The 23,278-nt window shown below is 73.2% G+C and carries 16 protein-coding genes; 7 read left to right on the top strand and 9 right to left on the bottom strand.

Annotated features, from left to right (window positions below; translation table 11 throughout):
• Window positions 1-83: 83 nt before the first annotated feature.
• Both adhE and AC1DYZ_RS10380 read right to left on the bottom strand, forming a co-directional pair.
• A complete protein-coding gene (gene adhE, locus AC1DYZ_RS10385; RefSeq protein ID WP_477065119.1) occupies window positions 84-2,822 on the bottom strand; it encodes a bifunctional acetaldehyde-CoA/alcohol dehydrogenase in 2,739 nt (912 codons plus the stop codon).
• A 95-nt stretch (window positions 2,823-2,917) separates the two neighbouring features.
• The gene (locus tag AC1DYZ_RS10380; RefSeq protein WP_477065118.1) at window positions 2,918-4,633 is read right to left on the bottom strand and encodes a cation:proton antiporter; all 1,716 of its coding nucleotides are present in this window, start codon (window positions 4,631-4,633) and stop codon (window positions 2,918-2,920) included.
• Between the two features lie 162 nt (window positions 4,634-4,795).
• Between AC1DYZ_RS10380 and AC1DYZ_RS10375 the strand changes: the two genes are divergently transcribed.
• Genes AC1DYZ_RS10375 through AC1DYZ_RS10355 form a run of 5 tightly spaced genes read left to right on the top strand, consistent with a single transcriptional unit; the run spans window position 4,796 to window position 10,806 of the window.
• Complete coding sequence (locus tag AC1DYZ_RS10375; protein WP_456823311.1) at window positions 4,796-5,905, top strand: LLM class flavin-dependent oxidoreductase; 1,110 nt, start codon at window positions 4,796-4,798, stop codon at window positions 5,903-5,905.
• Window positions 5,902-6,933: an LLM class flavin-dependent oxidoreductase gene (locus AC1DYZ_RS10370; RefSeq protein WP_477065117.1), complete on the top strand. Its 1,032-nt coding sequence runs from the start codon at window positions 5,902-5,904 to the stop codon at window positions 6,931-6,933. The genes AC1DYZ_RS10375 and AC1DYZ_RS10370 overlap by 4 nt, the downstream gene beginning before the upstream one ends.
• On the top strand, window positions 6,930-8,324 hold the full coding sequence (locus tag AC1DYZ_RS10365) for an NtaA/DmoA family FMN-dependent monooxygenase (protein ID WP_477065116.1): 1,395 nt from the start codon (window positions 6,930-6,932) through the stop codon (window positions 8,322-8,324). The genes AC1DYZ_RS10370 and AC1DYZ_RS10365 overlap by 4 nt, the downstream gene beginning before the upstream one ends.
• Entirely contained in the window at window positions 8,321-9,373 is a 1,053-nt protein-coding gene (locus AC1DYZ_RS10360; RefSeq protein WP_477065115.1) for an oxidoreductase, read from the top strand. The genes AC1DYZ_RS10365 and AC1DYZ_RS10360 overlap by 4 nt, the downstream gene beginning before the upstream one ends.
• Window positions 9,370-10,806, top strand: coding sequence for an MFS transporter (locus AC1DYZ_RS10355; RefSeq protein ID WP_477065114.1), 1,437 nt, complete (start codon window positions 9,370-9,372; stop codon window positions 10,804-10,806). Before AC1DYZ_RS10360 ends, AC1DYZ_RS10355 begins: the two co-directional genes overlap by 4 nt.
• On the opposite strand, the gene AC1DYZ_RS10350 is transcribed toward AC1DYZ_RS10355, so the two are convergent.
• Window positions 10,803-11,834 carry an LLM class flavin-dependent oxidoreductase gene (locus AC1DYZ_RS10350; RefSeq protein ID WP_477065113.1) on the bottom strand — a complete coding sequence of 344 codons (1,032 nt, stop codon included), beginning with the start codon at window positions 11,832-11,834 and terminating at the stop codon, window positions 10,803-10,805. The genes AC1DYZ_RS10355 and AC1DYZ_RS10350 overlap by 4 nt on opposite strands.
• Window positions 11,835-12,058: 224 nt before the next feature.
• On the opposite strand from AC1DYZ_RS10350, the gene AC1DYZ_RS10345 reads away from it, so the two are divergent.
• A complete protein-coding gene (locus AC1DYZ_RS10345; protein ID WP_477065112.1) occupies window positions 12,059-13,270 on the top strand; it encodes an LLM class flavin-dependent oxidoreductase in 1,212 nt (403 codons plus the stop codon).
• 15 nt (window positions 13,271-13,285) lie between these two features.
• Window positions 13,286-14,647, top strand: a complete 1,362-nt coding sequence (locus AC1DYZ_RS10340) for an NtaA/DmoA family FMN-dependent monooxygenase (RefSeq protein ID WP_477065111.1) — start codon at window positions 13,286-13,288, stop codon at window positions 14,645-14,647.
• A 45-nt stretch (window positions 14,648-14,692) separates the two neighbouring features.
• On the opposite strand, the gene AC1DYZ_RS10335 is transcribed toward AC1DYZ_RS10340, so the two are convergent.
• The 6 genes from AC1DYZ_RS10335 to AC1DYZ_RS10310 form a co-directional block, all read right to left on the bottom strand.
• The gene (locus AC1DYZ_RS10335; protein ID WP_477065110.1) at window positions 14,693-17,728 is read right to left on the bottom strand and encodes a hypothetical protein; all 3,036 of its coding nucleotides are present in this window, start codon (window positions 17,726-17,728) and stop codon (window positions 14,693-14,695) included.
• A gap of 42 nt (window positions 17,729-17,770) precedes the next feature.
• Window positions 17,771-18,367 (bottom strand): GNAT family N-acetyltransferase, encoded by a 597-nt coding sequence (locus tag AC1DYZ_RS10330; RefSeq protein ID WP_477065109.1) that lies wholly within the window; start codon window positions 18,365-18,367, stop codon window positions 17,771-17,773.
• A 45-nt stretch (window positions 18,368-18,412) separates the two neighbouring features.
• The gene (locus tag AC1DYZ_RS10325) at window positions 18,413-19,102 is read right to left on the bottom strand and encodes a methionine ABC transporter permease (protein ID WP_477065108.1); all 690 of its coding nucleotides are present in this window, start codon (window positions 19,100-19,102) and stop codon (window positions 18,413-18,415) included.
• Window positions 19,099-20,118 (bottom strand): methionine ABC transporter ATP-binding protein, encoded by a 1,020-nt coding sequence (locus AC1DYZ_RS10320; protein WP_456823322.1) that lies wholly within the window; start codon window positions 20,116-20,118, stop codon window positions 19,099-19,101. The genes AC1DYZ_RS10325 and AC1DYZ_RS10320 overlap by 4 nt, the downstream gene beginning before the upstream one ends.
• Before the next feature lie 62 nt (window positions 20,119-20,180).
• Entirely contained in the window at window positions 20,181-21,137 is a 957-nt protein-coding gene (locus tag AC1DYZ_RS10315) for a MetQ/NlpA family ABC transporter substrate-binding protein (RefSeq protein WP_477065107.1), read from the bottom strand.
• 388 nt (window positions 21,138-21,525) lie between these two features.
• Window positions 21,526-23,247: a SulP family inorganic anion transporter gene (locus AC1DYZ_RS10310; protein ID WP_477065106.1), complete on the bottom strand. Its 1,722-nt coding sequence runs from the start codon at window positions 23,245-23,247 to the stop codon at window positions 21,526-21,528.
• Window positions 23,248-23,278: the final 31 nt, after the last annotated feature.

The following is a 23,278-nucleotide window of genomic DNA, read 5'->3' as shown; positions in this document are numbered from 1 at the left end:
GCCCGTCGGCACCGCGACACGCCCACGGAGCACAGGCCGACGCCCCGCCCACGCGTGCGCGGGCGGGGCGTCGGGGCGAGCGGCTACGACGCGGGGGAGGGGACCCTGGTGGTCGCGGCCTGCTCGCTGCGGCGGGCTCGGACGTCTCCCAGGGACGTGCCGTAGTACGCCGCAGTCATGAGGTCCTTCATGTCGTCGATCATCGGCATCCGCGGGTTCGCGGGTGCGCACTGGTCCTCGTAGGCGCCCATCGCGACTTCGTCGAGCCGCGCGATGAACTCCTGCTCGTCGACACCCTGGGCCTGGAACGAGGACGGGATGCCMACCTTGGCCCGCAGCGACTCCACGGCCAGGGCGTACGACTCGACGCCCTCGGCGGGGGTCGACGCCGGCAGCCCGAGCGCCGCGGCGAGCTGCTGGAACCGCTCGGGGGCGACGTAGTGCTCGTACTTGGGCCAGCTGGTCAGCTTCGTCGGCACCGTGCCGTTGTAGCGGATCACGTGGGGGAGCAGCGTCGCGTTGGTCCGGCCGTGCACCAGGTGGTACGTGGAGCCGACGACGTGCGCCATCGCGTGCACGATGCCGAGGAACGAGTTGCCGAAGGCCATGCCGGCGATCGTCCCGGCGTTGTGCATGGTCGCCCGCGCGTCCTGCGTCGCAGGGTCGCTCGGGTCGCCGTTCACCGACGTCGCGAGGTTGTCGAAGATGAGCCGCACCGCGTGCAGCGCCATGCCGTCGGTGAAGTCGTTCGCGTAGACGCTGACGTACGCCTCGGTGGCGTGCGTGAGGGCGTCGAAGCCCGAGTCCGCCGCCAGCGAGGCCGGCATCTTGGACGTGAGGACCGGGTCGATGATCGCGACCGACGGGGTCAGCGCGTAGTCGGCCAGCGGGTACTTCTTGCCGGCCTCCGGGTCGCTGATCACGGCGAACGGCGTCACCTCGGCGCCGGTGCCCGAGGTGGTCGGGATGCACACCAGCTGCGCGAGCTCGCCCAGCACGGGGAACTTGAAGGCGCGCTTGCGGACGTCGAAGAACTTCTGCTTGAGGTCGGAGAAGTTGATCTCCGGGTGCTCGTAGAGCAGCCACATGACCTTGGCGGCGTCCATGGGCGAGCCACCGCCCAGCGCGATGATCGTGTCGGGGCGGAAGTGGCGCATCTGCGCGGCCCCGGCCTGCACCGTCTTGACGGACGGCTCGGGCTCCACCTGGTCGATGATCTGCAGCGCGACCTTGGAGGACCGGCGGTTGAGCACGTCGATGATCTTGTCGACGAAGCCGAGCGTGGTCATGGTCGCGTCGGTGACGATGGTGACGCGCTCGACGTCCGGCATGTCCGCGAGGTAGCGGATCGCGTTCGGCTCGAAGTACGTCTTGGCCGGCACCTTGAACCACTGCAGGTTGTTGTTGCGTCGGCCGATCCGCTTGACGTTCACGAGGTTCACCGCCGAGACGTTGTTGGACACGGAGTTGTGGCCGTACGAGCCGCAGCCGAGCGTCAGCGAGGGGATGAACGCGTTGTAGATGTCGCCGATGCCGCCCAGCGACGAGGGCGCGTTGGCGATGATCCGGACGGCCTTGACCCGGCTGCCGTACTCGTCGGTCAACGCGTCGTCCTGCGTGTGGATGGCGGCAGAGTGGCCCAGGCCGTCGAACTCGACCATCTGCTCGGCCAGCCGGATGCCGTGCTCGGTCGAGTCCGCGCGCAGCACCGCGAGCACCGGCGCGAGCTTCTCGCGCGTCAGGGGCTCCTGCGGGCCGACACCGCTGACCTCGACCAGGATGATCGAGGTGTCCTCGGGGACCGTGAAGCCCGCCTGCGCCGCGATCCACTGCGGGCTCTGCCCGACGACGGACGCGTTGAGCTTCGCGGACGCGCAGTTCGAGCCTTCGGCGTCCACGCCGAAGATGAAGCTCTCCAGGAGCGCCTTCTCGCGGGGGTTCGCGCGGTACGCGTGCAGCACGGCGAACTCGGCCATCGCGGCGTCGTAGATCGCGTCGTCGAGGATCACGGCCTGCTCGGACGCGCAGACCATGCCGTTGTCGAACGCCTTGGACAGCACCACGTCGTTGACCGCGCGCTGCAGCTTGGCGGACTTCTCGATGTAGGCGGGCACGTTGCCCGCGCCGACGCCCAGCGCCGGCTTCCCGCACGAGTACGCGGCCCGGACCATGGCGTTGCCGCCCGTGGCCAGGATGAGCGCGATGCCGGGGTGGTTCATCAGCGCCGTGGTCGCGGCGATCGACGGCTGCTCGACCCACTGGATGCAGTGCTCGGGGGCGCCTGCGGCGACCGCGGCGTCACGCACGACGCGCGCAGCGGCGACGGACGACGCCTGTGCGCTGGGGTGGAACGCGAACACGATCGGGTTGCGGGTCTTGAGCGCGATGAGCGACTTGAAGATCGTGGTCGACGTCGGGTTGGTCACCGGGGTGACGCCGCAGATGACGCCCACGGGCTCGGCGATCTCGGTGATGCCCGTGAGCTCGTCGCGGGAGATCACCCCGACGCTCTTGAGGTTCGCCATCGAGTTGGTGACGTGCTCGCACGCGAAGATGTTCTTCACGGCCTTGTCCTCGAAGACGCCTCGGCCGGTCTCGTTCACCGCGAGGAGCGCGAGCTCACCGTGCTTGTCCAGGGCGGCGACGGACGCCTTCTTCACCAGGTGGTCGACGTCCTCCTGCGTGAAGCGCGCGTACTCGGCCAGGGCCTTGGCGCCCTGCGCCACCAGCTGGTCGATCGCGGGGGCCGGGTCGGTCTCCTGGGGGGCGGGGGTGGTGCTCTTCTTGGTGCTGCGGGACGTGGCGTGATCCGTGACGGTCACCGTTCTTCTCCCTGTCGAGGCGGTGTCGGACCTTCCGGTTCGACGTTCTCGACGTTACGCAGCCGGGAGTGTCCGTTGGTGGGCCGAACGTCCTCTCATGACCGGCGCACGCGCTCGATCCACGACGACGACAGGCTCTCGTCCTCCAGGTCGAGCTCGCGCATCATCCGGCGCATGACCGTCTCGTCGAGCTCGCCCGCGTCTCGCCGCTCCATGAGCACCTCGCGCTGCGCGGCCACGATCTCGCGCCGGAGCCGCTGGGTGCGCAGGCCCTCCTCGGGCGTCGGCACCCGCGCCGGGCTGACCTCGCGGATCGCACCCGAGACGCCGGTCAGCTCGGGTGCGGGCTCGCCGTCGGGCACCAGCTCGTCGGCGGAGGAGGGGTCGAGCATCACCGCCGCCGCKGTCGCGCGGGCACGCCAGACGGCCGAGAGCCGGTCGATCAGCTCGCCCGCGCGCTCCGGGCCGAGGTTCCTGCTCCAGTCCGCGCGCTGGCGCTCGAGCACGTCGTGCACGGCGTCGGCGGTGGCCACCCGGACGGCGGCCTCCTGTGCGGCGTCCTGCGCGGTCTCGTCGGCGGACCCGACCCCGAGCCTCGTGATGACCCACGGCAGCGAGAGGCCCTGGATGAGCAGCGTCCCGATGGCCACGGTGTAGGCCGCGAGCTGGATGGTCGCCCGCTCGGGGAAGGGCGCGCCGTTGCTGGTGATCGGGATCGCCGCCGCCGCGGCGAGCGTGACCACCCCGCGCATGCCGGCCCATGACACGACGGCCGACTCGCGGGCGGACAGCGAGTCCTTGGCCGGTCGATGGCTGCCGCGCAGGCGCACGTGGTCGAACCGTGCGGTGAGGAAGATGTAGATCGGCCGGATCAGGATGGCGACCAGCAGGATCGCCAGCGATACCGCGATGCCGTGCCGAAGGCCCTGGTCGGACGCGATGACGTCGCGCACCACCCACGGCAGCTGCATGCCGATGAGCGCGAACGTGAACGACTCCAGCACGAGGTCGACGGTGGACCAGATCGGCTCCTCGTACAGCCGGGTCGCGTAGCCCGCCCGCGGCGACGTGTGACCTAGGTAGAGCCCGGCGGCGACCACGGCGAGCACTCCGGAGCCCCGCAGCTCCTCCGCCAGCCAGTACGCCGCGAACGGGGTCAGCAGCCCGATCGCGGAGGCGACGACCGGGTCGTCGAGGCGGAGCCGGACCATGTGCACCACCCAGGCGATGACCAGGCCGATCGCCACCCCGGCGCTGACGGCGAGCGCGAAGATCCCCAGCCCGTCGGCGAAGGCCAGCGCGCCCGTGGCCACGCCCGCGAGCGCCACCTTGTACAGGGTGAGCGACGTCGCGTCGTTGATCAGGCTCTCGCCGGACAGCAGCGTCATCACGCGGCGCGGCAGGCCCAGGCGCTTGCCGACGGCGGCGGCGGCCACCGCGTCGGGCGGCGCGACCACCGCGCCGAGCACGAGGGCCGCCGTCAGCGGGACGGGCGGCTCGAACCACCAGAACGCAAGGGCGACGGCGGTCGCGCTGACCAGCACGAGGCCGACGCCGAGGCGGGTGATCGAGTTCAGCGACGACCGGAAGTCGCGGTACGAGCTGGACAGGGCCGCCGAGTACAAGAGCGGCGGAAGGACGAACTGGAGCAGGATCTCCGGCTCGATCTCGTACCGCGGCACCCCGGGCACGAACGACACGACGATCGCCACCGCGACCAGGACGAGCGGAGCGGGCCAGCCGCGTCGGCGGCACAGGGCGGTGACCGCGACGGCGCCCGTGACCAGCACGAAGAGCTCGACGTTGTGCACGGAGCCCCTCCCGTCGACGGCTGCGGTCGTAGCGACCTTAGGGCTGGTCGACCGGGACGGCACGCGCCCGATCGGTCCGGATGGTGAGCAGTCCCGGGCAACCATTGACGCTGGTCCGAGCACTTCCTACCTTCCGCGTCATCACCGAGCGGAAGGCCCACCATGCCCGTCGAGTTCCTCGGCATCGCGACCACCAGCGACGCCTCCGAGACCACCGCCCCCACCACCCGACCGGTCGACCTCGGCTACCTGGAGCGCATCGTCCGCGCGCACCAGGACAACGGCTGGACGCGCGTGCTGTTCGCCTACGGCTCGAGCGGCCTGGAGCCCTCCGCGCTGGCGGGCTACCTGGCGGGGCGGCTCGACACCATCGAGCTCCTGCTCGCGCACCGCCCGAACGTCTCGTACCCCACGTTCGCGGCCAAGACGTTCGCGACGCTGGACCAGGTGTCCCAGGGGCGCCTGTCGGTCCACTTCATCACCGGCGGCAGCGACCACGAGCAGGCGCGCGAGGGCGACCGGCTGACCAAGGACCAGCGGTACGCACGCACCCGCGAGTACATCCAGATCGTCAAGCAGGCGTGGACCAGCGCGGAGCCGTTCGACCACCACGGCGAGTTCTACGACTTCGACGACTTCGTCCTGGACGCCAAGCCGTTCGAGGGGCGCAGCCCGACGATCTCGTTCGGCGGGTCCTCCGAGGCCGCCTACCGCGTGGGCGCGGCCGAGGCCGACATCTTCGCGGTCTGGGGCGAGCCCCTGGCCAGCACCGCCGAGCAGATCGCACGGATCCACGCCGAGGCCGCGGCGGCCGGTCGGACCACGCCGCCGCGCATCCACGCGGCGTTCCGGCCGATCATCGCGCCCACCGAGGAGCTGGCCTGGGAGAAGGCGCACCGCGTCCTCGACCGCATCGAGGCGCGCAAGGCGGCGGCGGGGGAGGCACTGGCCCGCTGGCGTCCGGCCGGTGCACCGGAGAACGCGGGGTCGCAGCGGCTCCTCGAGATCGCGGAGCAGGGCGAGCGGTTCGACACCGCGCTGTGGACCGCGACGGCCAAGGCGACCGGCGGCGCGGGCAACTCGAACGCCCTGGTGGGCACGCCCGAGACCGTCGCGCAGGCGCTCCTGGCGTACTACGACCTGGGGGTGCGGATCATCTCCGCGCGGGGCTACGACCTGCTCGACGACGCCATCGACTTCGGGCGGTACGTCATCCCGATCGTGAAGGACGAGGTGGCCAAGCGCGACCGCGAGCTGGGCGCCACGGCATGACGGCCGCCCTGCCGGTCGCGGTGGGCATCGAGCTCGACGGGGACGGCGCGCACCCGGCCGCGTGGCGGGCCGCGCACCACGCCCCGGCCGAGCTGCTCGCGCCTGCCCGGCTCGCACGGGTCGCGGTCGCGGTCGAGGATGCCGGGTTCTCGTTCGCGACCCTCGCGGCGGCCCGGCCCGGGGACGGCTACCCGAACGTGCAGGGCCGGCTCGACCCGGTGGAGACCGCGGCCTACCTCGCCGCGGTCACCTCGCGACTCGGCCTCGTCGTCGAGACCGCGGTCGTGGGCGCCGAGCCGTTCCACCTGGCCAACCGCCTCGCGAGCCTCGACTGGGCCGCGCAGGGTCGCGCCGGGTGGGCGGTGGCCGTGACCACGACCGCCGACGCCGGTGAGGTGCGCGACGTGGTCGACGCCGTCCGCACGCTGTGGGACACCTGGGAGGACGGGGTCTTCCTCGCCGACGAGCAGACGGGCCGGTTCCTCGACCTCGACCGGTGGCACTACGCCGACTACCGCGGCGAGCACTTCTCGATCAAGGGACCGTCCATCACGCCGCGACCGCCGCAGGGCCACCTGCCGGTCCTCGGGCACGGTGCCGCGGCCGACGTGGTGTGCATCGGCGGCACCGACGTCGCGGATGCCGTGCGCTGTGCCGATGCCGCGCGGGCCGCGGGTGCGGTGCGCGTGCTGGTCGACGTCGAGGTGCTGCTCGACGCCGACCACCCGGCAGGCCAGCGGCTCGCCGCCCTGGACGCCTGGACGCCATGGGCGCGCACCGACGCGCTGCGCGTCGTCGGCAGCCCCGACGACCTGCGCGCGGTCCTGCGCGACCTCGAGGGCCACGTCGACGCGGTGCGGTTCGACCCCGCCGTGCTCGACGTCGACCTGCCGGTCCTGACCGACGTCCTCACGCCGTGGACGTTCCCGCAGGGTGGCGCCCTGCGCGACGTGCTCGGCCTGCCGGCGGCCGCCAACCGGTTCACCGAGCGGCGTGCCCGCTCCCAGCAGGAAGGCGACGCCGCGTGAGCGAGTACGTCCGGCCCGACGCCCGCATCCACCTCAACCTGTTCCAGCCGTTCGGCCCGGTCTACGAGTGGAACCGGACCCCGCGACCGCAGGACTTCTACGAGTTCGAGCAGTACGCCACGCTCGTGCGCACCGCGGAGCGCGGCCTGTTCAGCGCCGTGTTCCTGGGCGAGAGCCTGCGGCTGCGCGAGCACCTCGGGCAGCTGAACGACATCGCCATCACGGGCCGACCCGACGCGCTGACGCTGTTCTCCTACCTGTCGGCGCGCACCAGCCACATCGGCTTCGTCGCCACCCTCAACACGACCTACTCGGATCCCGTCGAGCTCGCGCGGCGGCTGGCCACGGTCGACCTGCTCAGCGGCGGCCGGGCGGGTTGGAACATCGTCACCACGCACAACGCGTGGACGGGGGAGAACTTCCGCCGCGGCGGCTACCTGGACGCGCGGGACCGCTACGCCAACGCCGAGGAGTACGTCGCCGCGGTGCAGGCGATCTGGGACGGCTTCGAGGCGGACGCGATCGCTCCGGACGCCGCCGGCCCGTCGTGGGCCGACGCCGCGGCCGCGTCGCCGGTGGTCCGCGGCGGACGGTTCCACGACCTCACGGCGGTCCCCTCGGTGCCGCGCAGCCCGCAGGGCCAGACGGTCTACTTCCAGGCCGGCGACTCGGACGAGGGCCGCGACTTCGCGGCCCGTCGCGCCGAGGGCGTGTTCACGCACCGCGTCGAGGAGCACGACGGCGTCGCGTTCACGGCCGACCTGCGACGACGCGCGCGCGAGCACGGTCGACCGGGAGACGACGTCAAGGTGTTCCCCGGGGCGTTCCTGGTCGTCGCCGAGACGGACGCCGAGGCGCAGGACAAGGCGCGGCACTACCGCGACTACCTGCTGAGCGACCGGCGCATCCGGCAGGCGGTCGAGGCCGTGTGGGGCCGCGACCTGGCCGACGAGCTCGACGTCGACGGCGACCTGCCGGCGATCGGCCCGTCGGTGCCGGAGCAGACGGTCGCCAACGGCGTGGTGAACAGTGCCGACGACCCCGTGCGCAAGGCGCAGCAGTGGCGCGAGCTGGCCGCGGAGCGCGGGTTCACCGTCCGCCAGCTGGTGCACCACCTCACGGACGGTCCGCGGTTCGTCGGGTCGCCCGGCACGGTGGCCGACCGCCTCGCCCACCTGGTCCGGTCCGACGCGTTCGACGGGCTGAACGTCGCGCCCAACGCGTTCCCCGACGGCCTGGACGACGTGGTCGACCTGCTCGTGCCGGCCCTGCAGGACCGCGGCGTCTACCCCGCGGCGTACGCCGGGACGACGCTGCGCGAGAACCTGGGTCTGCCGGAGTCGGTCGGCCGGCGGGTGCCCGAGCGGGCCCTCCTCGAGCCCGCCCGGTGAGCGCGCTCTTCGAGCCGCTCACGCTGCGGGGGGTCGAGTTCCGCAACCGGCTCTGGGTCTCGCCGATGTGCCAGTACTCGGCGCGTGACGGGATCCCGCAGGACTGGCACGTGGTCCATCTCGGCGGCCTGGCGCGCGGCGGGTATGGGCTGGTCATGGCCGAGGCCACGGCCGTGTCGGCGGACGCCCGCATCACCACCGCCGACACCGGGCTGTGGGACGTCGCCCAGCGCGACGCGTGGGCGCGGATCGTGGACTTCGCGCACGACGTGGGCTCGCCGATCGGCATCCAGCTGTCGCACGCGGGACGCAAGGCCTCGATCCCGGTGCCGTGGAGCGCGGACCCGCCCGCCCCGACCTGGCCGGCGCTGTCCGTCACGGCCGAGCCGCACCCCGGCTTCGCGGCGCCGCGCGAGGCGACGCCTGCGGACCTGCGGCGGATCGCCGACGACTTCGCGCGCAGCGCGCGCCTCGCCGTCGAGGCCGGGTTCGACGTCGTCGAGCTGCAGGCCGCGCACGGCTTCCTGCTGCACAGCTTCCTGTCGCCGCTCACCAACACCCGCACCGACCGGTACGGCGGGTCGGCGCAGGCGCGCGCCGCGTTCCCGCTCGAGGTGGTCGAGCGGGTGCGGCGGGAGATCGGCGACCACCCGCTCCTGGTGCGGGTCTCGTCGTCCGACTGGCTGCCCGACGGCCTGCGCGTCGCCGACGTCGCCGGGTTCGCCGGACTCCTCGCGGGCGCCGGGGTTGACCTCGTCGACGTCTCCACCGCTGGGCTGCTGCCGGCGCACGTGCCGCACGCGCCCGGCTACCTGGTCCCCGACGGCGCCCACGTCCGGGCGGCGAGCGCCGCCGCGGTGGGCGTGGTCGGGCTCATCACCGACGCCCGGCAGGCCGACCAGATCGTCGCCTCCGGCGCCGCGGACGTCGTGTTTGTCGGGCGCGCGGCCCTGCGGGACCCGCAGTTCGGGCTGCGCGCGGCCCACCAGCTCGCGGTGGCTGACCGGGCGAGCGCGTGGGTGCCGCAGATCGTCCGTGGTGCCTGGTGACCGAACGCCAGACCCGGCTCGCGCTCGTCTGCTGCCTCGGCGCGGGCTTCGCGACGCTCCTCGACTCCGTGGTGCTGAGCTTCGCCGTGCCGAGCATGACCGCGGCGCTCGGGGCCAGCACCGCGCAGGTCCAGTGGCTGCTCGCGTCGTACTCCCTGACGTTCGGCCTCGGGCTCGTCCCCGGCGGGCGGCTCGGGGACGCCTACGGGCGCCGCTGGCTCTTCGTCGCCGGCCTGGTCGTCTTCGTGCTGGGCGGGTTCACCGCGGCCGGTGCGGGCGACGTGTGGTGGGTCGTCGCCGGGCGCGTGATCCAGGGGTTCGGCGCCGGCCTGATCAGTGCGCAGGTGCTCGGGATCATCCAGGACCTCTTCGCCGGCCCCCGGCGCGTGCGGGCGCTCGCGGCCTACACCAGCGCGGGTGCCGCTGCGGCGCTGGTCGGGCCGCTGGCGGCGGCGACGATCCTCACGCTCCTGCCGTCCGAGTGGGCATGGCGGGGAGTTCTGCTGCTCAACATCCCGTTCGCGGTCGCCACGCTCGTGCTCGCGCTGCGGTACGTGCCCGCCGCGCCCCGGGGTCCGCGCCGGCTCGACCTCGACGTGCCMGGCGTCGTGCTGCTCGGCGCCCTGGCGGTCCTGGTCACGCTGCCCGTCATCGACCCCGGTGCCCACTCGGTCGCGCTGGTGGCGGTGGCCGTCGCCGTGCCGGCGATCGTGGTCGTGCTAACGGTCTGGGAGCGGCGGTACGCGCGCCGGGGGAAGGTCCCGCTGTTCGCGCCGGCCCTGGTCCGCCAGCCCGGGTTCCTCGCGGGCAACGGGGTCGCGCTGCTGTGGTTCGGGTCGGTGCTGGCGCACGGCACCGTGCTGACGCTCTACCTGATCCAGGGCACCGGCCTGCCCAGCCTCGCGGTCGCGCTCGTCCTCGTGCCCTCGGCGCTGAGCAGGGTCGTCGCGTCCTCGCTGGCCGCCCGCGTCTTCAGCCGGCGCGGCACCCGTGCGATCCCCCTCTCGCTGCTGGTGCAGGCCGCCGGCATCGTCGCCCTCGCCGCGGTGGCCGGGGGCGGGGTGCACGGCGGGGCGTTCGTCGCCGCGGTCGCGGCCCTCGAGGTCGTCCTCGGCTTCGCGAGCGGGCTGCTCGAGCCGCCGCTGCGCGCCGTGACGCTCGGGTTCGCACCCGCCGGCTTCCACGGCGTGGCGGCGTCGTTCCTGCAGCTGACCCAGCGCCTGTCGGCCACGTTCTGCGTCGCGGTCGCGTCGGGCCTGCTCTTCCGGGGTGCCGACGCGGTGCTCACGCCCCGGTCGTTCGTCGTCGCGCTGCTGTTCTGCACCGTCCTGCTGGTCCTCGCCGCCGGGCTGGCCGCGACGCCGTGGCTGCACGCCACGGCGCCGGCGGCCCGCCCGGTCGAGGCCCCGCGACCGCTGGAGCAGGTGGGCTAGGCGGGCACGGTCGACGGGACCGCCGAGGTCCACCCCAGGCGCGGCGCCACCAGGTTCACGGTGTCGTGCAGGATCTGCTCGTAGTCGGCGGCCGTGAACTCATACGGCAGCTCGAGCCGCAGCTCGTCCACCTCGGCCACGGCGGCGTCCGCAGCGAGCCGCTCCACGATCTCGTCGCTCGGGCCCACGAGATCGGGGGCGAAGAGCGTGCGACGCGGGCCGGCGGGCGCGAGCGTGCGCTCGTGCCGGCTGCGGGCGTACTCGCGGTAGCGCTCGCGGGTGGCCCGGTCCGCGCCGTCGGTGGGGACGATCACGCGGCCGAGGGCCACGCGCGGGGTGTGCGCGCCCGACCAGGCGGCGCGGAACGCGGCGAGGTTGGCGCGCTGGGCGGTGACGAAGTCGTCCGTGTCCTCGCCCGCGACGATGTTCCCGGTCAGCAGGTGCAGCCCGCGCTCGCCGGCCCAGACCGAGGAGCGTCGCGACGCGGCGCCGTACCAGAGCCGGTCCACCAGGCCCGGGCTGTGCGGCTGCAGACGGGGGCGCTGCACGTTGCCGGGCGAGTGGATGCGGGTGTCCTCGTCGCCCAGGTACGTGCCGCGCAGGCCGTCGGCCAGCCGCTCGATGCGGGCGTGGGAGAAGTCGACGTCGCGCCAGTCGCCGTCGAACACCTTCTCGGCCAGCAGCTCGGCGTGCGGCGGCGTCCCGGCGCTGAAGCCGGCCTGCAGGCGGCCGCGGGACAGCACGTCGACGGTCGCGAGGTCCTCGCCCAGGCGGAACGGGCTCTCGTACCCGATCGGGATCACGGCGGTGCCCAGCTCGATCGTGGTGGTCCGCTGCGTGGCGGCGGCGAGGAAGGTGGCCGCCGACGAGACGCCGTGCTCGAGGTGGCGCTGCCGGATCCAGGCGCCCCGGTAGCCCAGCTGCTCGCCGTACGCGAAGAGTGCGAGCGTCGACTCGAGACCGTCGTAGGGGTCGTCGTCGGCGAAGTTGCCCGGCGTGAGGAACGCGAGCGAGCGGATCGAGGGCACGGCTGGTCTCCTGACGGTGGGCGGACTGCGGAGAGTAGGAACCCGTCGGGCCCGGGTCAACGACTCCGCCGGTCGTCCCGGATCGCGAGAACGGGTCGCGCGGCCACGGCCGATCCACCATGCGAGACGACGGCGCACAAGGCTTGGCACGGGGCGCGGCGGACCTATCGTCACCGCCGTCTCAGGGCCCGCGAGGGCCACCCCGATGTCGCGAGGAGTGCTCCATGGCGAGCGACCGTGCCCACCACCCCATCGTCGCCGTCGCGCTCGAGGGCGCCGGCTGGCACCCGGCCGCGTGGCGCGAGGACGCCGCCCGTCCGGAGGCGCTCACCGACGGCGCGTACTGGGTCGACCTCACGCGTCGTGCCGAGGCGGGCGTCGTCGACCTGGTGACGTTCGAGGACAGCTTCGGCGTCCCCGCCGACCCGCGGGACGATCCCGCAGGCGAGCGCACCGACCGGGTGCGGGTGCGGCTCGACGCCGAGCTCGTCGCGGCACGGGTCGCACCGGCGACGCAGCACGTGGGCCTGGTCCCCGTGGTCACGACCATCCACACCGAGCCGTTCCACGTCGCGAAGGCGCTGGCCACGCTCGACCACACGAGCCGCGGCCGCGCGGGCTGGCAGGTGCGGGTGTCGGGCCTGATCGACGAGACGTCGCTGACCGGGCGCCGCGACTTCCCGACCCTCACGCTGGAGGACTACCTGGCCGGCCGCGGGACCGAGTTCATCGGCGAGCGGTTCGACGAGGCCGCCGCCGTCGTCGACACCGTCCGCGCGCTGTGGGACAGCTGGGAGGACGACGCCGAGATCCGCGACGTCGAGACCCGCCGCTTCATCGACGGCGACAAGGTGCACCGCGTCGACGTCCAGACGCCGTGGTTCTCGGTGCGTGGCCCCTCGATCACGCCGCGCCCGCCGCAGGGCCAGCCGGTGGTGACCGCCCTGGCGCACGCGACAGTCCCCTACGAGCTCGCCGCGCGCTCGGCCGACGTCGTGTTCGTGACGCCGCACGACGACACCTCGGCGGCCTCGATCCTCGCCGAGGTCCGCACCGCGCAGGAGGCCGTCGGGCGCACCGGCGAGCCGCTCCGCGTGGTGGCGGACCTCGCGGTCGTGCTGGACGCCGGCGGCGAGTCGGGTGCGCAGCGGCTCGCCCGCCTCGACTCCCGGGCCGGGGGCTGGGCCACCGACGCACGCATCGTCACGGGCTCGGCCGCCGAGGTGGCCGACCTGGTGGAGGCCTGGACCTCGCTCGGGTACGACGGCGTGCGCTTCCGACCGGCCGTCCTGCCGGACGACCTCGACGCGCTGGTCGCCGACGTGCTGCCCGAGCTGCGCCGCCGCGACCTGGCCCGCACCGCGTACGACGCACCCACCCTGCGCGGCCTGCTGGGCCTGCCGACGCAGGTCCCCAACCGTTTCGCCACCGTCTGAGAGGGAGTGACAGCGATGAGCAAGCCCCAGAAGCAGATCATCTTCGGCGCCTACCTGGGCGGCGTGAACCACCACACGCTGTGGCACCTGCCGGAGTCCGGCAGCCAGATCGACTTCTCGTCGTTCGAGCACACCGCGCGCACGGCCGAGCGCGGGAAGTTCGACTTCTTCTTCCTCGCCGAGGGCCTGGCGCTGCGCGAGCGGGACGGGAAGGTGTTCGACCAGGACATCATCGGCCGCCCCGACACGTTCACGGTGCTCGCCTCGATCGCGGCCGTGACCGAGCACCTCGGCCTGGCCGGCACGATCAACGCCACCTTCAACGAGCCGTACGAGCTGGCCCGTCAGCTGGCCAGCCTGGACCACCTCTCGGGCGGTCGGGCCGCGTGGAACGTGGTCACCAGCTTCGACGCGTTCACGGGCGCGAACTTCCGCCGGGGCGGCTTCCTCGACCGGTCGCAGCGGTACGAGCGGGCGGCCGAGACCGTCGCGGTGGTGCGCGAGCTGTGGGACTCGTGGGCCGCCGACGACCTGGTCATCGACAAGGCCGCGGGCATCTTCGCCCGGTCCGGCGCCGGCGAGTTCGCGCACAGCGGGTCGCAGTTCGACGTGTCGGGGCGGTTCGGCGTGCCGCGCTCGCCGCAGGGGCACCCGGTGATACTGCAGGCCGGCGTCTCGCCGCAGGGGCGCGACTTCGCGGCGGCGAACTCCGATGCGATCTTCTCGCCGTACGGCCGGTTCGAGGAGGCCCGGGAGTACTACCAGGACATCAAGGCCCGCGCCGCGGGGTTCGGACGCAACCCCGACGACCTCAAGATCCTGCCCAGCGCGTCGTTCGTCCTCGGTGCGACGGCGGCCGAGGCGCAGGAGAAGGCCCGGTGGGTGCAGGAGGAGCAGGTCACCGGTCGCACCGCGCAGATCCTGCTCGAGCAGATCTGGAACCGCGACCTGTCCGGCTACGACCCGGACGGGCCGCTGCCGGACGTCGAGCCCGCTCTCGACGCACCGTCCTTCATCGCCGGGCGGGCGCTTACGCACGCCGACCGTCCGGCCACCGTGGCGCGGCTGCGCGCCCAGGCCGAGGCGAACGGCTGGTCGCTGCGCCAGACCGTGGTCGAGGAGTTCACGCGGGGCAGCTTCGTCGGCACGCCCACCCAGGTGGCGGACGCGCTCGACGACTTCGTGCAGAACGACGGCTCGGACGGGTTCGTCATCGGCTCGCACCTGGTCCCGACCGGCCTCGACGAGTTCGTCGATGAGGTCGTCCCGCTGCTGCAGGAGCGCGGCTCGCTGCGCACCGAGTACACGGGCACGACGCTGCGCGACAACCTCGGCCTGCCCGTGCCCGCCGCCGCGCGGGTGACCGCGGGGGTCTGAGCCGTTCGCCGCGGACCACCGGTTCGGGTGGTCCGCGGCGCGCGGTCAGGGTGCCGACGTCCGAGCGGGACGCCGCGCGAGCAGCGCGGGCACCCCGCCGACGGCCGCCACGACGAGGCCGACGACGGCGAGCGCGGCGGGGAGCTCGGGCGGGATGCCGAGGTAGACGGTGATGCCCAGGATCCGGCTGAGCCCCCACGGCAGCAGCGCCATCTGGTCGTTCCACACAGTAAGGGCCTGCTCGAGCCCGATGATCGCGACGCCGCCGGCCATCACGGCCAGCGTGAGACCCCCGGCGACGGCGGTCGCTCCGGCGGCTCGGCCGGACCCCAGCCCGTAGACGCGGCGGAGCACCACGGCGACGACGACGAACAGCCACGCGAACGCCGCGAACGCGACGGTGATGTAGGCGGTCCGCGACCCGGGGTCGGTCCAGAAGCCGAACCAGTAGCGCCCCGGCCCGCGGATCGCGAGCGCGACGAGGAGGATCACCGTCCGCAGCAGGACCACGCCGCCGAGGGCCGCCCAGAGGTGGAACGGGTCGCGCCTGCCCACGACGAGGCGCAGGACGAGCGCCAGCACGAGCCAGGCGCCGAGGGTCACGACGAGGTGGGCGGGCGCGGCGAACCAGGTGTAGACGCACCGGCTCACCACGAGCACCAGCGCCGGCAGCGCCCACACGACGATCCGGTCCGTCCGGGCAGTCGCCGCCGGCACCGCGGCCAGCCGCCACGGGCGGGTGGCGGCCACGAACATCGCCCGCAGGGCCGCCGCCCCCGGCACGCGCAGCACGCGCTGCCCCCACCCGGAGCCGAGCAGGAGCAGGAGCAGGACGCCGACCAGCAGGGCGCGCGCCGACCACGCCATGGCCGGGTCGCGGTCTGCCCGGGCGCTGCCGAGGTCGGCGGCCGTGAAGCTGTACGCCGGCAGGTCCACGTTCCCGGCGTAGCGCGCGACGTGCTCGTCGCGCGCCGCGCGGTACTCCCGCTCCGCCTGCCGCCACTGGTCGTAGGCCGTCGCGCTGCCGGTGTCGAGCCACTGCACGTGCCGCAGCACGGTCGCGCGGTACGCCGACAGCGTGCCCAGCAGGTCGGTCTCGTAGTCGAGCGCGCCGACGAACGACTCGTAGAGCTCGGGGGAGTGCCACATGCCGGGGGCGGTCGCCGCGACCTGGTCGCGCATGCCCGCGGCGACGTCGGCCGCGGCCGGTCCGTCGGCGATGGCGGACTCCAGGTCGTCGCGGCTCACCGCGTAGATGCTGTCGAGCGCCGCGGAGTCGCCCGTGACGATGTCCCACTCGAAGATCCACATCATCGGCGGCGGCTCGAGGCCCAGCGCCTTGACGCTCTGCTCGGCGAACGGCCGGATGTACAGGCCGCGGGTGATCGCCTCGCGGGAGCGCGACAGGGCGTCGGTGAGGGTCGCGGCGGTGGCCGGGTCGTCCGACAGCGTCTGCCGGACCCAGTCGGCGGTCACCTGCGCCGGTGCCGCGTCGGGGTCCCACGCCAGCCGCGCGGCCCCGTAGGTGTTGAGGTCGTACATCTGCCAGAAGCCGGTCCGCAGGTACAGCGTCATCGGTCCCGCCCGCAGCGGACCGCCGTCCTGCGTCCAGTTCCAGATTCCCTCGACGTGCGGGTTCGCGGCCAGGAACTGCTGGAGCGCCTGGCCCTCCTCGGCCACGAGGTCGTTCGGCAGGGCGCCGAACCCCTCGAACTCGCGACGGGCCTGGAACTCGACGATGCGGCGCTGCGTGCCGGTCTCCAGGGTGGGGTTGAGTGGCAGGTGGCTGTAGAAGTCGCCCATCGTGTACTTGGTGGAGACGATCAGGTGCGGGTCGTCGATGCCCCCGAGCACGGTCTCGTACGACGCCGGGTTGGTGTGCAGGTCGCCGACGGCGCCGACCCCGACGGTCCACGTGCGGAAGATGATCTCGCGGTCGTGCGCCGCCGCCGTCTCCAGCAGGGCGTGCAGCATGGCCTGCACCGACGTCTCGGAGGTCACCGCGAGCTTCGACGAGTAGTCCCAGCCGGCCTGGTAGACGGCACCGCCCTCACCGATGCGGACCATGAGGCCGTCGACGAACGGCATGCTGTCGAACAGCTCGGACAGGCCCGCCTGGTACACCGACCACAGCGCGGGGTCGTCGACGGCCAGGCCGCCGACGGTCCGTTCGAGGTACGCCTCGAGCGGCGGCGAGACGGCGAGCATGTCCGTGAGCAGGTAGACGTGCATGCCCATGTCGGCCGCGTACTGGAACACCGGCCCGAACGCCGCGACCATCGCCTGCGCGCGGGCGACGTGCGGGTCGCCCTCGGGGTAGACCTGATGGCCGTCGCCCACGCCGCTGAACGTCACGTACTCGAGGAAGCCCGGCACGACCACGCCGTTGTAGCCCTGCCGGAGCGCGTGCTGCACCAGCTGGTGGAACTGCGCGTCGATGCGCGCGACCGCCTCCTGGTCCACCCAGGGCGCCTCGGGCAGCACGGCACCCGCGACGACGTCGGTGTTCAGCGAGTAGTCGTCGCCGGCGGCGAACGCGGCGGGGTCCGCCTCGCGGCCCACCGAGCCCGAGTCGGTGAGCCGGAGCCCGAGCCGCGGCTCCTGCGTGGTGCCGTCGGCCACGAGCGCGGCGCCCGACCGGATCCGGTCGGCCAGGGAGTACAGCCCCGCGGCCGCCCCCTCCGGTCCGGCGGCCTGCAGCTCGTACCGCCCGTCCACACCCTGGCTCAGCCGGAAGGCCTCGGGCGAGTCGGCGAACGCGGGCACGAGGCTCACGGCGAGGTCGGCGCCCTCCGTGGCGTCCGAGCCGACCGTCGGCGCGGGCGCCCCGCGGTCCGTCAGGGCGTCCGCGAYGGCCGCGGCGGCCAGCTCGACCCGCTCACCGGCGGGGACGTCGATCCGGGCGATTGAGGGCGCGGGGACGACGGACGCGACGTCCACGGCGGACGAGACGGCCGGCGGGGTGTCGGCGGGCTCGTGGCGCAGGCCGAGCGCCTCCCCGACGCCCAGGGCCACGGCGAAGCCGAGCGCGAGCAGGACCAGGGCGGCGACGAGGGACGGCCAGGCACGGGAGCGGGACACCGGCGAAGTGTAGAGACGCCGCCTGGGCGCGACGGACCGGCGTCACACGTGTGGCGTACGGCCGCGCCGGTCCCGCCACTCGTCGGCGAGCAGCGCGTACGCCATCCCGTCGAGCCAGCCCCGGCTGCGGTGCAGGGAGTCGCGGACGCTGTGCTCCTCGCGGCGCATGCCGAGCCGCTCCATCAGGCGCCACGACGGCTCGTTGTCGGCGAAGCAGTAGGCCCGCACCCGCCGCAGCCCGAGGTCCTCGAAGCAGATCCTCAGCAGCTCCGCGACGGCCTCCGTGGCGTAGCCGCGCCCGCCGACCTCCGGGTCGAGCACCCAGCCGAGGATCGCCTGCTGCTGCCGCACGCGGTCCTCGTCGTCGGCGCTCTGCGCCCAGGCGTCCTCGAGGTGCAGCGACAGGTCGCCGACCACGCGTCCGTCGAGCTCGATCACGAGCAGCCCGGCGAGGCGGTCGGGGTCGAGCAGGCGCGCGACGTAGGCGTCGCGGTCGCCGACGTCGTGGCTCAGCCAGTCGTCGACGCCCGGGCGTCGACGGACCTGCCAGACGGCGTCGAGATCGTCGGGGGTCGCCGGCCGCAGCGCGAGGCGGTCGGTCCGCACGGGCCAGCGGACGGCACGGAGGTCCTGGGTCACGGGGTCAGTGTCATCGACGGCGGGCTCGTCGGACGAGCCGACAGCTCAGCGGCGCAGGACGCGCCGGGACAGGCGGTTGCCGATCGCCTGCGCCACCTGGACCAGCAGGATGATGACGAGCACGGTGATCCAGACGACCGCGAAGTTCCAGCGCTTGTAGCCGTAGTCGAGCGCGAACGCGCCGAGGCCGCCGCCGTCGAGCGTGCCGGCGAGCGCGGACATGTCGACGATCGCCACGAAGACGAACGTGAAGCCGAGGATGAGCGGCCCGAGCGCCTCGGGGACCAGCAGGGTGAGGACGATGCGCCAGCGCGACGCACCGGTGGCGCGCGCCGCCTCGATCACGCCCGGGTCGATGGCCACGAGGTTCTGCTCGACGATCCGGGAGACGCCGAACGTCGCCGCGAACGACAGCGGCACGATCATGGCGGTGCTGCCCAGCCGGGTGCCGATGAGCGCCACGGTCACCGGCGCGATGACCATGAGCAGGATGAGGAACGGGATCGGCCGGAAGACGTTCACCGCCAGGTTGGAGATCCCGAACACCCCGCGGTTTGCCAGCAGCCCGCCGCGCCGCGTGGTGTAGAGCGCGAGGCCCAGGGCGAGGCCGAACAGGCCGCCGATGAGCAGCGTGGCGGACACCATGTAGAGGGTCTCGCCCAGGGCCTGGACCAGCTTGGGACCGTGGAAGGACCAGTCGAAGTCGTTCTCTGTCGGCAGCGTGGCGATCATCATGACGCCTCCTCGATGGTCGTGACCTCACGCAGTCGCCCGACGATGGTCTCGACGGCGTCGTCGGGGCCGTCCAGCGCGAGCGTGAGCGAGCCGAACGACTGGTCCTGCAGGGTGCCGATGCCGCCGTAGACGATCTCGAACGTGACACCGAGCGCGCCGGCCGACGCGAGAACGGCGCCCAGCCGGCTGCCGTCCGCGATGGTGGCGGTGACGATGCGGCCGTCGTGGGCCTGGCGCAGGCGGTCCAGGTTGGCGCCGCGGGGCCGGTCGTGGATGACGGTCGACACGAAGCGCTGCGTGACCTCCGCCCGCGGCTTGGTGAAGATGTCGAACACCGTCCCGTGCTCCGCCACCCGGCCGTTCTCCAGCACCGCGACGCGGTCGGCGATCGCCCGGACCACCTCGAGCTCGTGCGTGATCACGACGATGGTGACGCCGAGCTCGGCGTTGACCTTGCGCAGGAGGCGCAGCACGTCCTGGGTGGTCTGCGGGTCGAGTGCGCTGGTGGACTCGTCGGCCAGCAGGATCTTCGGCGACGCCGCGAGCGCGCGGGCGATGCCGACGCGCTGCTTCTGTCCGCCGGACAGCTGGTCGGGGTAGGAGTGCGCGCGGTCCAGCAGCCCGACGAAGTCGAGCAGCTCGGCGATGCGCCGGTCGCGGTCGGCCTTGGGCCAGCCGGCGACCTTGAGCGGGAACGCGACGTTGCCGGCGACGGTCCGCGAGGAGAACAGGTTGAACTGCTGGAAGATCATGCCGATGTCGCGACGCTTGAGCTCCAGCTGGCGCTCGGTGAGCGTCGCGACGTCGGAGCCGTCGACGACCAGCTGCCCGGACGTCACGCGCTCGAGGCCGTTGATCAGGCGCACGAGGGTGCTCTTGCCGGCACCGGAGTACCCGATGACGCCGAAGATCTCCCCGGCCTCGATGGTGAGGCTCACGCCGTCGACCGCACGGATGGGGCCGCTCGGGGAGTCGAAGACCTTGCTCACGTCGCGGAACTCGATGATGGGGGACACGCGCAGCCTCTCGGGGGACGGGCGGGGGCGTCGGGGGGACGCCCCCGCCCGGGAGGGGTGGGTCAGCCGGCGGCCTTGAGGTTCGCCTCGGTGTCCTTGAGGACCTGCTGGAGCTTCGCCGCGTCGTAGCCCTCGACGATCGTCGCGGTGCCGCCCGAGGACTCCACGACGGACTTCGTCACGGACGGGTCGTGGTAGAGCTCGACGATCCGCTGGTACACCGGGTTGTCGACGTCCTCGGGGCGGGCGGCGATGACGTTGATGTACGGCTGGGCGCCGGCCGAGGACGGGTCGTCGGCGTAGACGTAGCTGTCGAGGTCGAACCCGGCGTCGGACGCGAAGTTGTTGTTGACGACGACGCCCGCGATGTCCGGGTCGCTGATCAGGCCGGCGGTCTGCGAGGCCTCGACGGGGCGCACGACCACGGTCGACGCCGCGGTGTCGACGTCGTCGGGGGTCGGGACCTTGGGCTCGCCGGTGAAGGAGATCAAGCCCGCGCTCTCGAGCACGAACAGCGCGCGCGCCTGGTTGGTGGCGTCGTTCGGGATCGCCACCTGCTCACCCTTGGTGAACTCGCTGACGTCCTTGTGCTTGTCCGAGTACAGGGGCAGCGGCACGATCAGCGTCGAGCCGATGGGCTGCAGGTCGTCGCCCGTGTTGTTGTTGTGGTCCGCCAGATACAGGATGTGCTGGAACGAGTTGAGGTCGATCTCGCCCTCGGTCAGCGCGGGGTTCGGCTGCGTGTACTCCGAGAACCCGACGATCTCGAGGTCGATGTTCTCCTTCGCGGCGAGGTCCTTGAGGATCGCCCAGTGCGGCTGCGACACGTCGGTCGTCCCGAGCTTGACCACGGTGGGCGCGGTCGAACCGTCGGCGGCGGCGGGCTCGTCGGAGGAGCCGCGAGTGGTGAAGAACACGATCGCGCCGACGATCACGAGGACGGCGACGACGGCGCCGACGATGAGGCCGGTGCGGTTTCCCCGGTTCTTCGGGGGCAGGACGGGGGCGGACTCAGACATGGGTTCTCCTGGGTTGGACACTCGGCCGTGACGACGACGACCGACGGGGTGGTGCGGGGGCGCGCCGGTCACGACGGTGTCGCGTGGCGTGCGGGTGCCAGGGGCACGGATCGGGCGCGGGGGCCCGTCAGCAGGTCAGTGCTGGGAGCGGGACCGACAGTCGCCCGGGCGCGCACACATGACGGCCGGCCCGGCGGGCTCGGCAGTCTGGGTGCGGGTCACGCGCGCGTCCATCGGTCGACCTCTCGTTGGTGCGTCGGCAGCGAGCCGACGGCCACCCGCGCCGTGAACGGGCCGGGTGGGGGAGCGTGCGAGCAGCTCGACGCCCTCCGGCAGTGAATCCGACGCCCTCCGCCGCTGTCAAACGCGTACCAGATCGGGAGGGTTTTCAGTCGGCGGTCACGTCGGGCGTCTGCGCGCGGTGCGCCTCGACCGCGCGGTGCACGCTCCCGTGGATCCGCTCCGCCCCCAGCCGCTCGACCACGCCGTCGCGCTGCAGGGTCGCCCGGACCGCCGGCTTCACGCGCGCCAGCCGGACGGCGACGCCGGTGTCCCGGGCGAGGTCGAGGATCTCGTGGAGCGCCGCGGCACCCTGGGCGTCGACCACCGCGACGGCCCCGCAGTCGATGACGATCATGCGCGCGTCGGGCTGGGCGTCGGCGACCTCGCGCACCCGGTCCTGGACGGCGTCGGCGGTGGCGAAGAAGAGCCCGCCGTCGATGCGGATGACCGCGATGCCCGGTTCGGGCCGGTCGTTCGGGTACTCGCCGAGCTCGCGGAACACCTGGGTGCCCTGTTCGCGAGCCATGAGCGGCAGGGACGGCCGCGTGGTCACCGAGATGAGCCACAGCAGCGACAGCCCGATGCCGACGAGCACGCCGGCCAGCACCCCGACCACGAGCGTGCTGACCAGCGCGGCGATCGCGATCCAGAAGTCGAAGCGCTGCACCCGGAAGAGCCGGCGGAGCCCGGCCACGTCCATCATGCCCATGACGACGGCCTCGATGATGATCGCCGCGAGCACCGCGGTGGGCAGCCCCGAGAACAGCGGCGCGAGGAGGATGAGCGTGAGCAGCACCATCACGCCGGACGTGAGCGACGCCACCGGCGACCTCGCGCCGGACCGGTCGTTGAGCGAGCTCGCCGACAGGCTGGTGGACACGGGCATCCCCTGCAGCAGCCCAGCGCCGACGTTCGCGGCACCCTGGGCAAGGGACTCCTGGTCGATGTCGACGCGGTACCGGTGCCGTGCGGCGAACATGCGCGCGTCGCCGGCAGTCTGCGAGAACCCGATCATCACGAGGGCAACCGAGGCGAGCGCGACGGTCGCGGCGTTGTCGAGCAGCAGCGTCGGGGCCGGCACGACCACCGACGGCAGGCCGCGCGGGACGTCCCCGACGAGCGCGACACCACGCGCCCCGAGGTCCAGCAGCCACGTCGCGAGCAGGCCGCCCACCACCAGGACCAGGGCGCCGGGCACCCGCGGGGCGACGCGGCGCAGGCCGAAGACGGTGACCAGCGCGAGCGCCCCGACGAGCACGGTCGCCCTGTTGGCGTCTCCCAGCGTCCCGAGCCACGACACGAGCTCCTGCGGCGGCGTCGACCCCTCGACGCTCGTGCCGGTGATCTTGGGCAGCTCCCCGATGACCACGTCGATGGCGGCACCGAAGAGGAAGCCCGTCACCACGGCCCGGGAGAGGAACTGCGCGATCCACCCCATCTTCAGCACGGACAGCAGCAGGAAGATCAGCCCGGAGACCAGCGTGATCCCCGCGACGAACGGCGCGACCTGGTCGCCCACGACGCCCGCCGTGAGCACGGCGCTCGCCGCGACGGCGGCCAGGCCCGAGCTCGGCCCGGTCGAGATCTGTCGGCTCGTCCCGAAGATCGCGTAGAGGATCGCCCCGGCCGCCGCGGCGTAGAGACCGTTCTGCAGCGGGATGCCCGCGATCCCCGCGTACCCCAGGTTCTTCGGCACGATCAGCGCCGCGACCGCGACACCCGCCGCGATGTCCGTCCGCAGCCACGGGCGCTGGTAGCCGCGCAGGGCGCCGACGAGGGGGACGTGGTCGGACCAGCGCCGCCTCGCGGTGTCCTGGGGTGCGGCCATCGAGTCACCTGTTCCGAAAGACGGCGATCTG

It is taken from the genome of Cellulomonas sp. P1_C4 (assembly GCF_056406355.1).
Note: the sequence above shows the minus strand (reverse complement) of the source record. Positions and strands in the feature narration are given on the sequence as shown.

Excerpts from the sequence above, each read along its gene's own strand:
- AC1DYZ_RS10370 (WP_477065117.1), top strand. The coding sequence starts at position 5,902 with ATGACGGCCGCCCTGCCGGTCGCGGTGGGCATCGAGCTCGACGGGGAC.
- AC1DYZ_RS10325 (WP_477065108.1), bottom strand. The coding sequence starts at position 19,102 with ATGATGATCGCCACGCTGCCGACAGAGAACGACTTCGACTGGTCCTTC.
- AC1DYZ_RS10375 (WP_456823311.1), top strand. The coding sequence starts at position 4,796 with ATGCCCGTCGAGTTCCTCGGCATCGCGACCACCAGCGACGCCTCCGAG.
- AC1DYZ_RS10310 (WP_477065106.1), bottom strand. The coding sequence starts at position 23,247 with ATGGCCGCACCCCAGGACACCGCGAGGCGGCGCTGGTCCGACCACGTC.
- AC1DYZ_RS10345 (WP_477065112.1), top strand. The coding sequence starts at position 12,059 with ATGGCGAGCGACCGTGCCCACCACCCCATCGTCGCCGTCGCGCTCGAG.
- AC1DYZ_RS10315 (WP_477065107.1), bottom strand. The coding sequence starts at position 21,137 with ATGTCTGAGTCCGCCCCCGTCCTGCCCCCGAAGAACCGGGGAAACCGC.
- AC1DYZ_RS10340 (WP_477065111.1), top strand. The coding sequence starts at position 13,286 with ATGAGCAAGCCCCAGAAGCAGATCATCTTCGGCGCCTACCTGGGCGGC.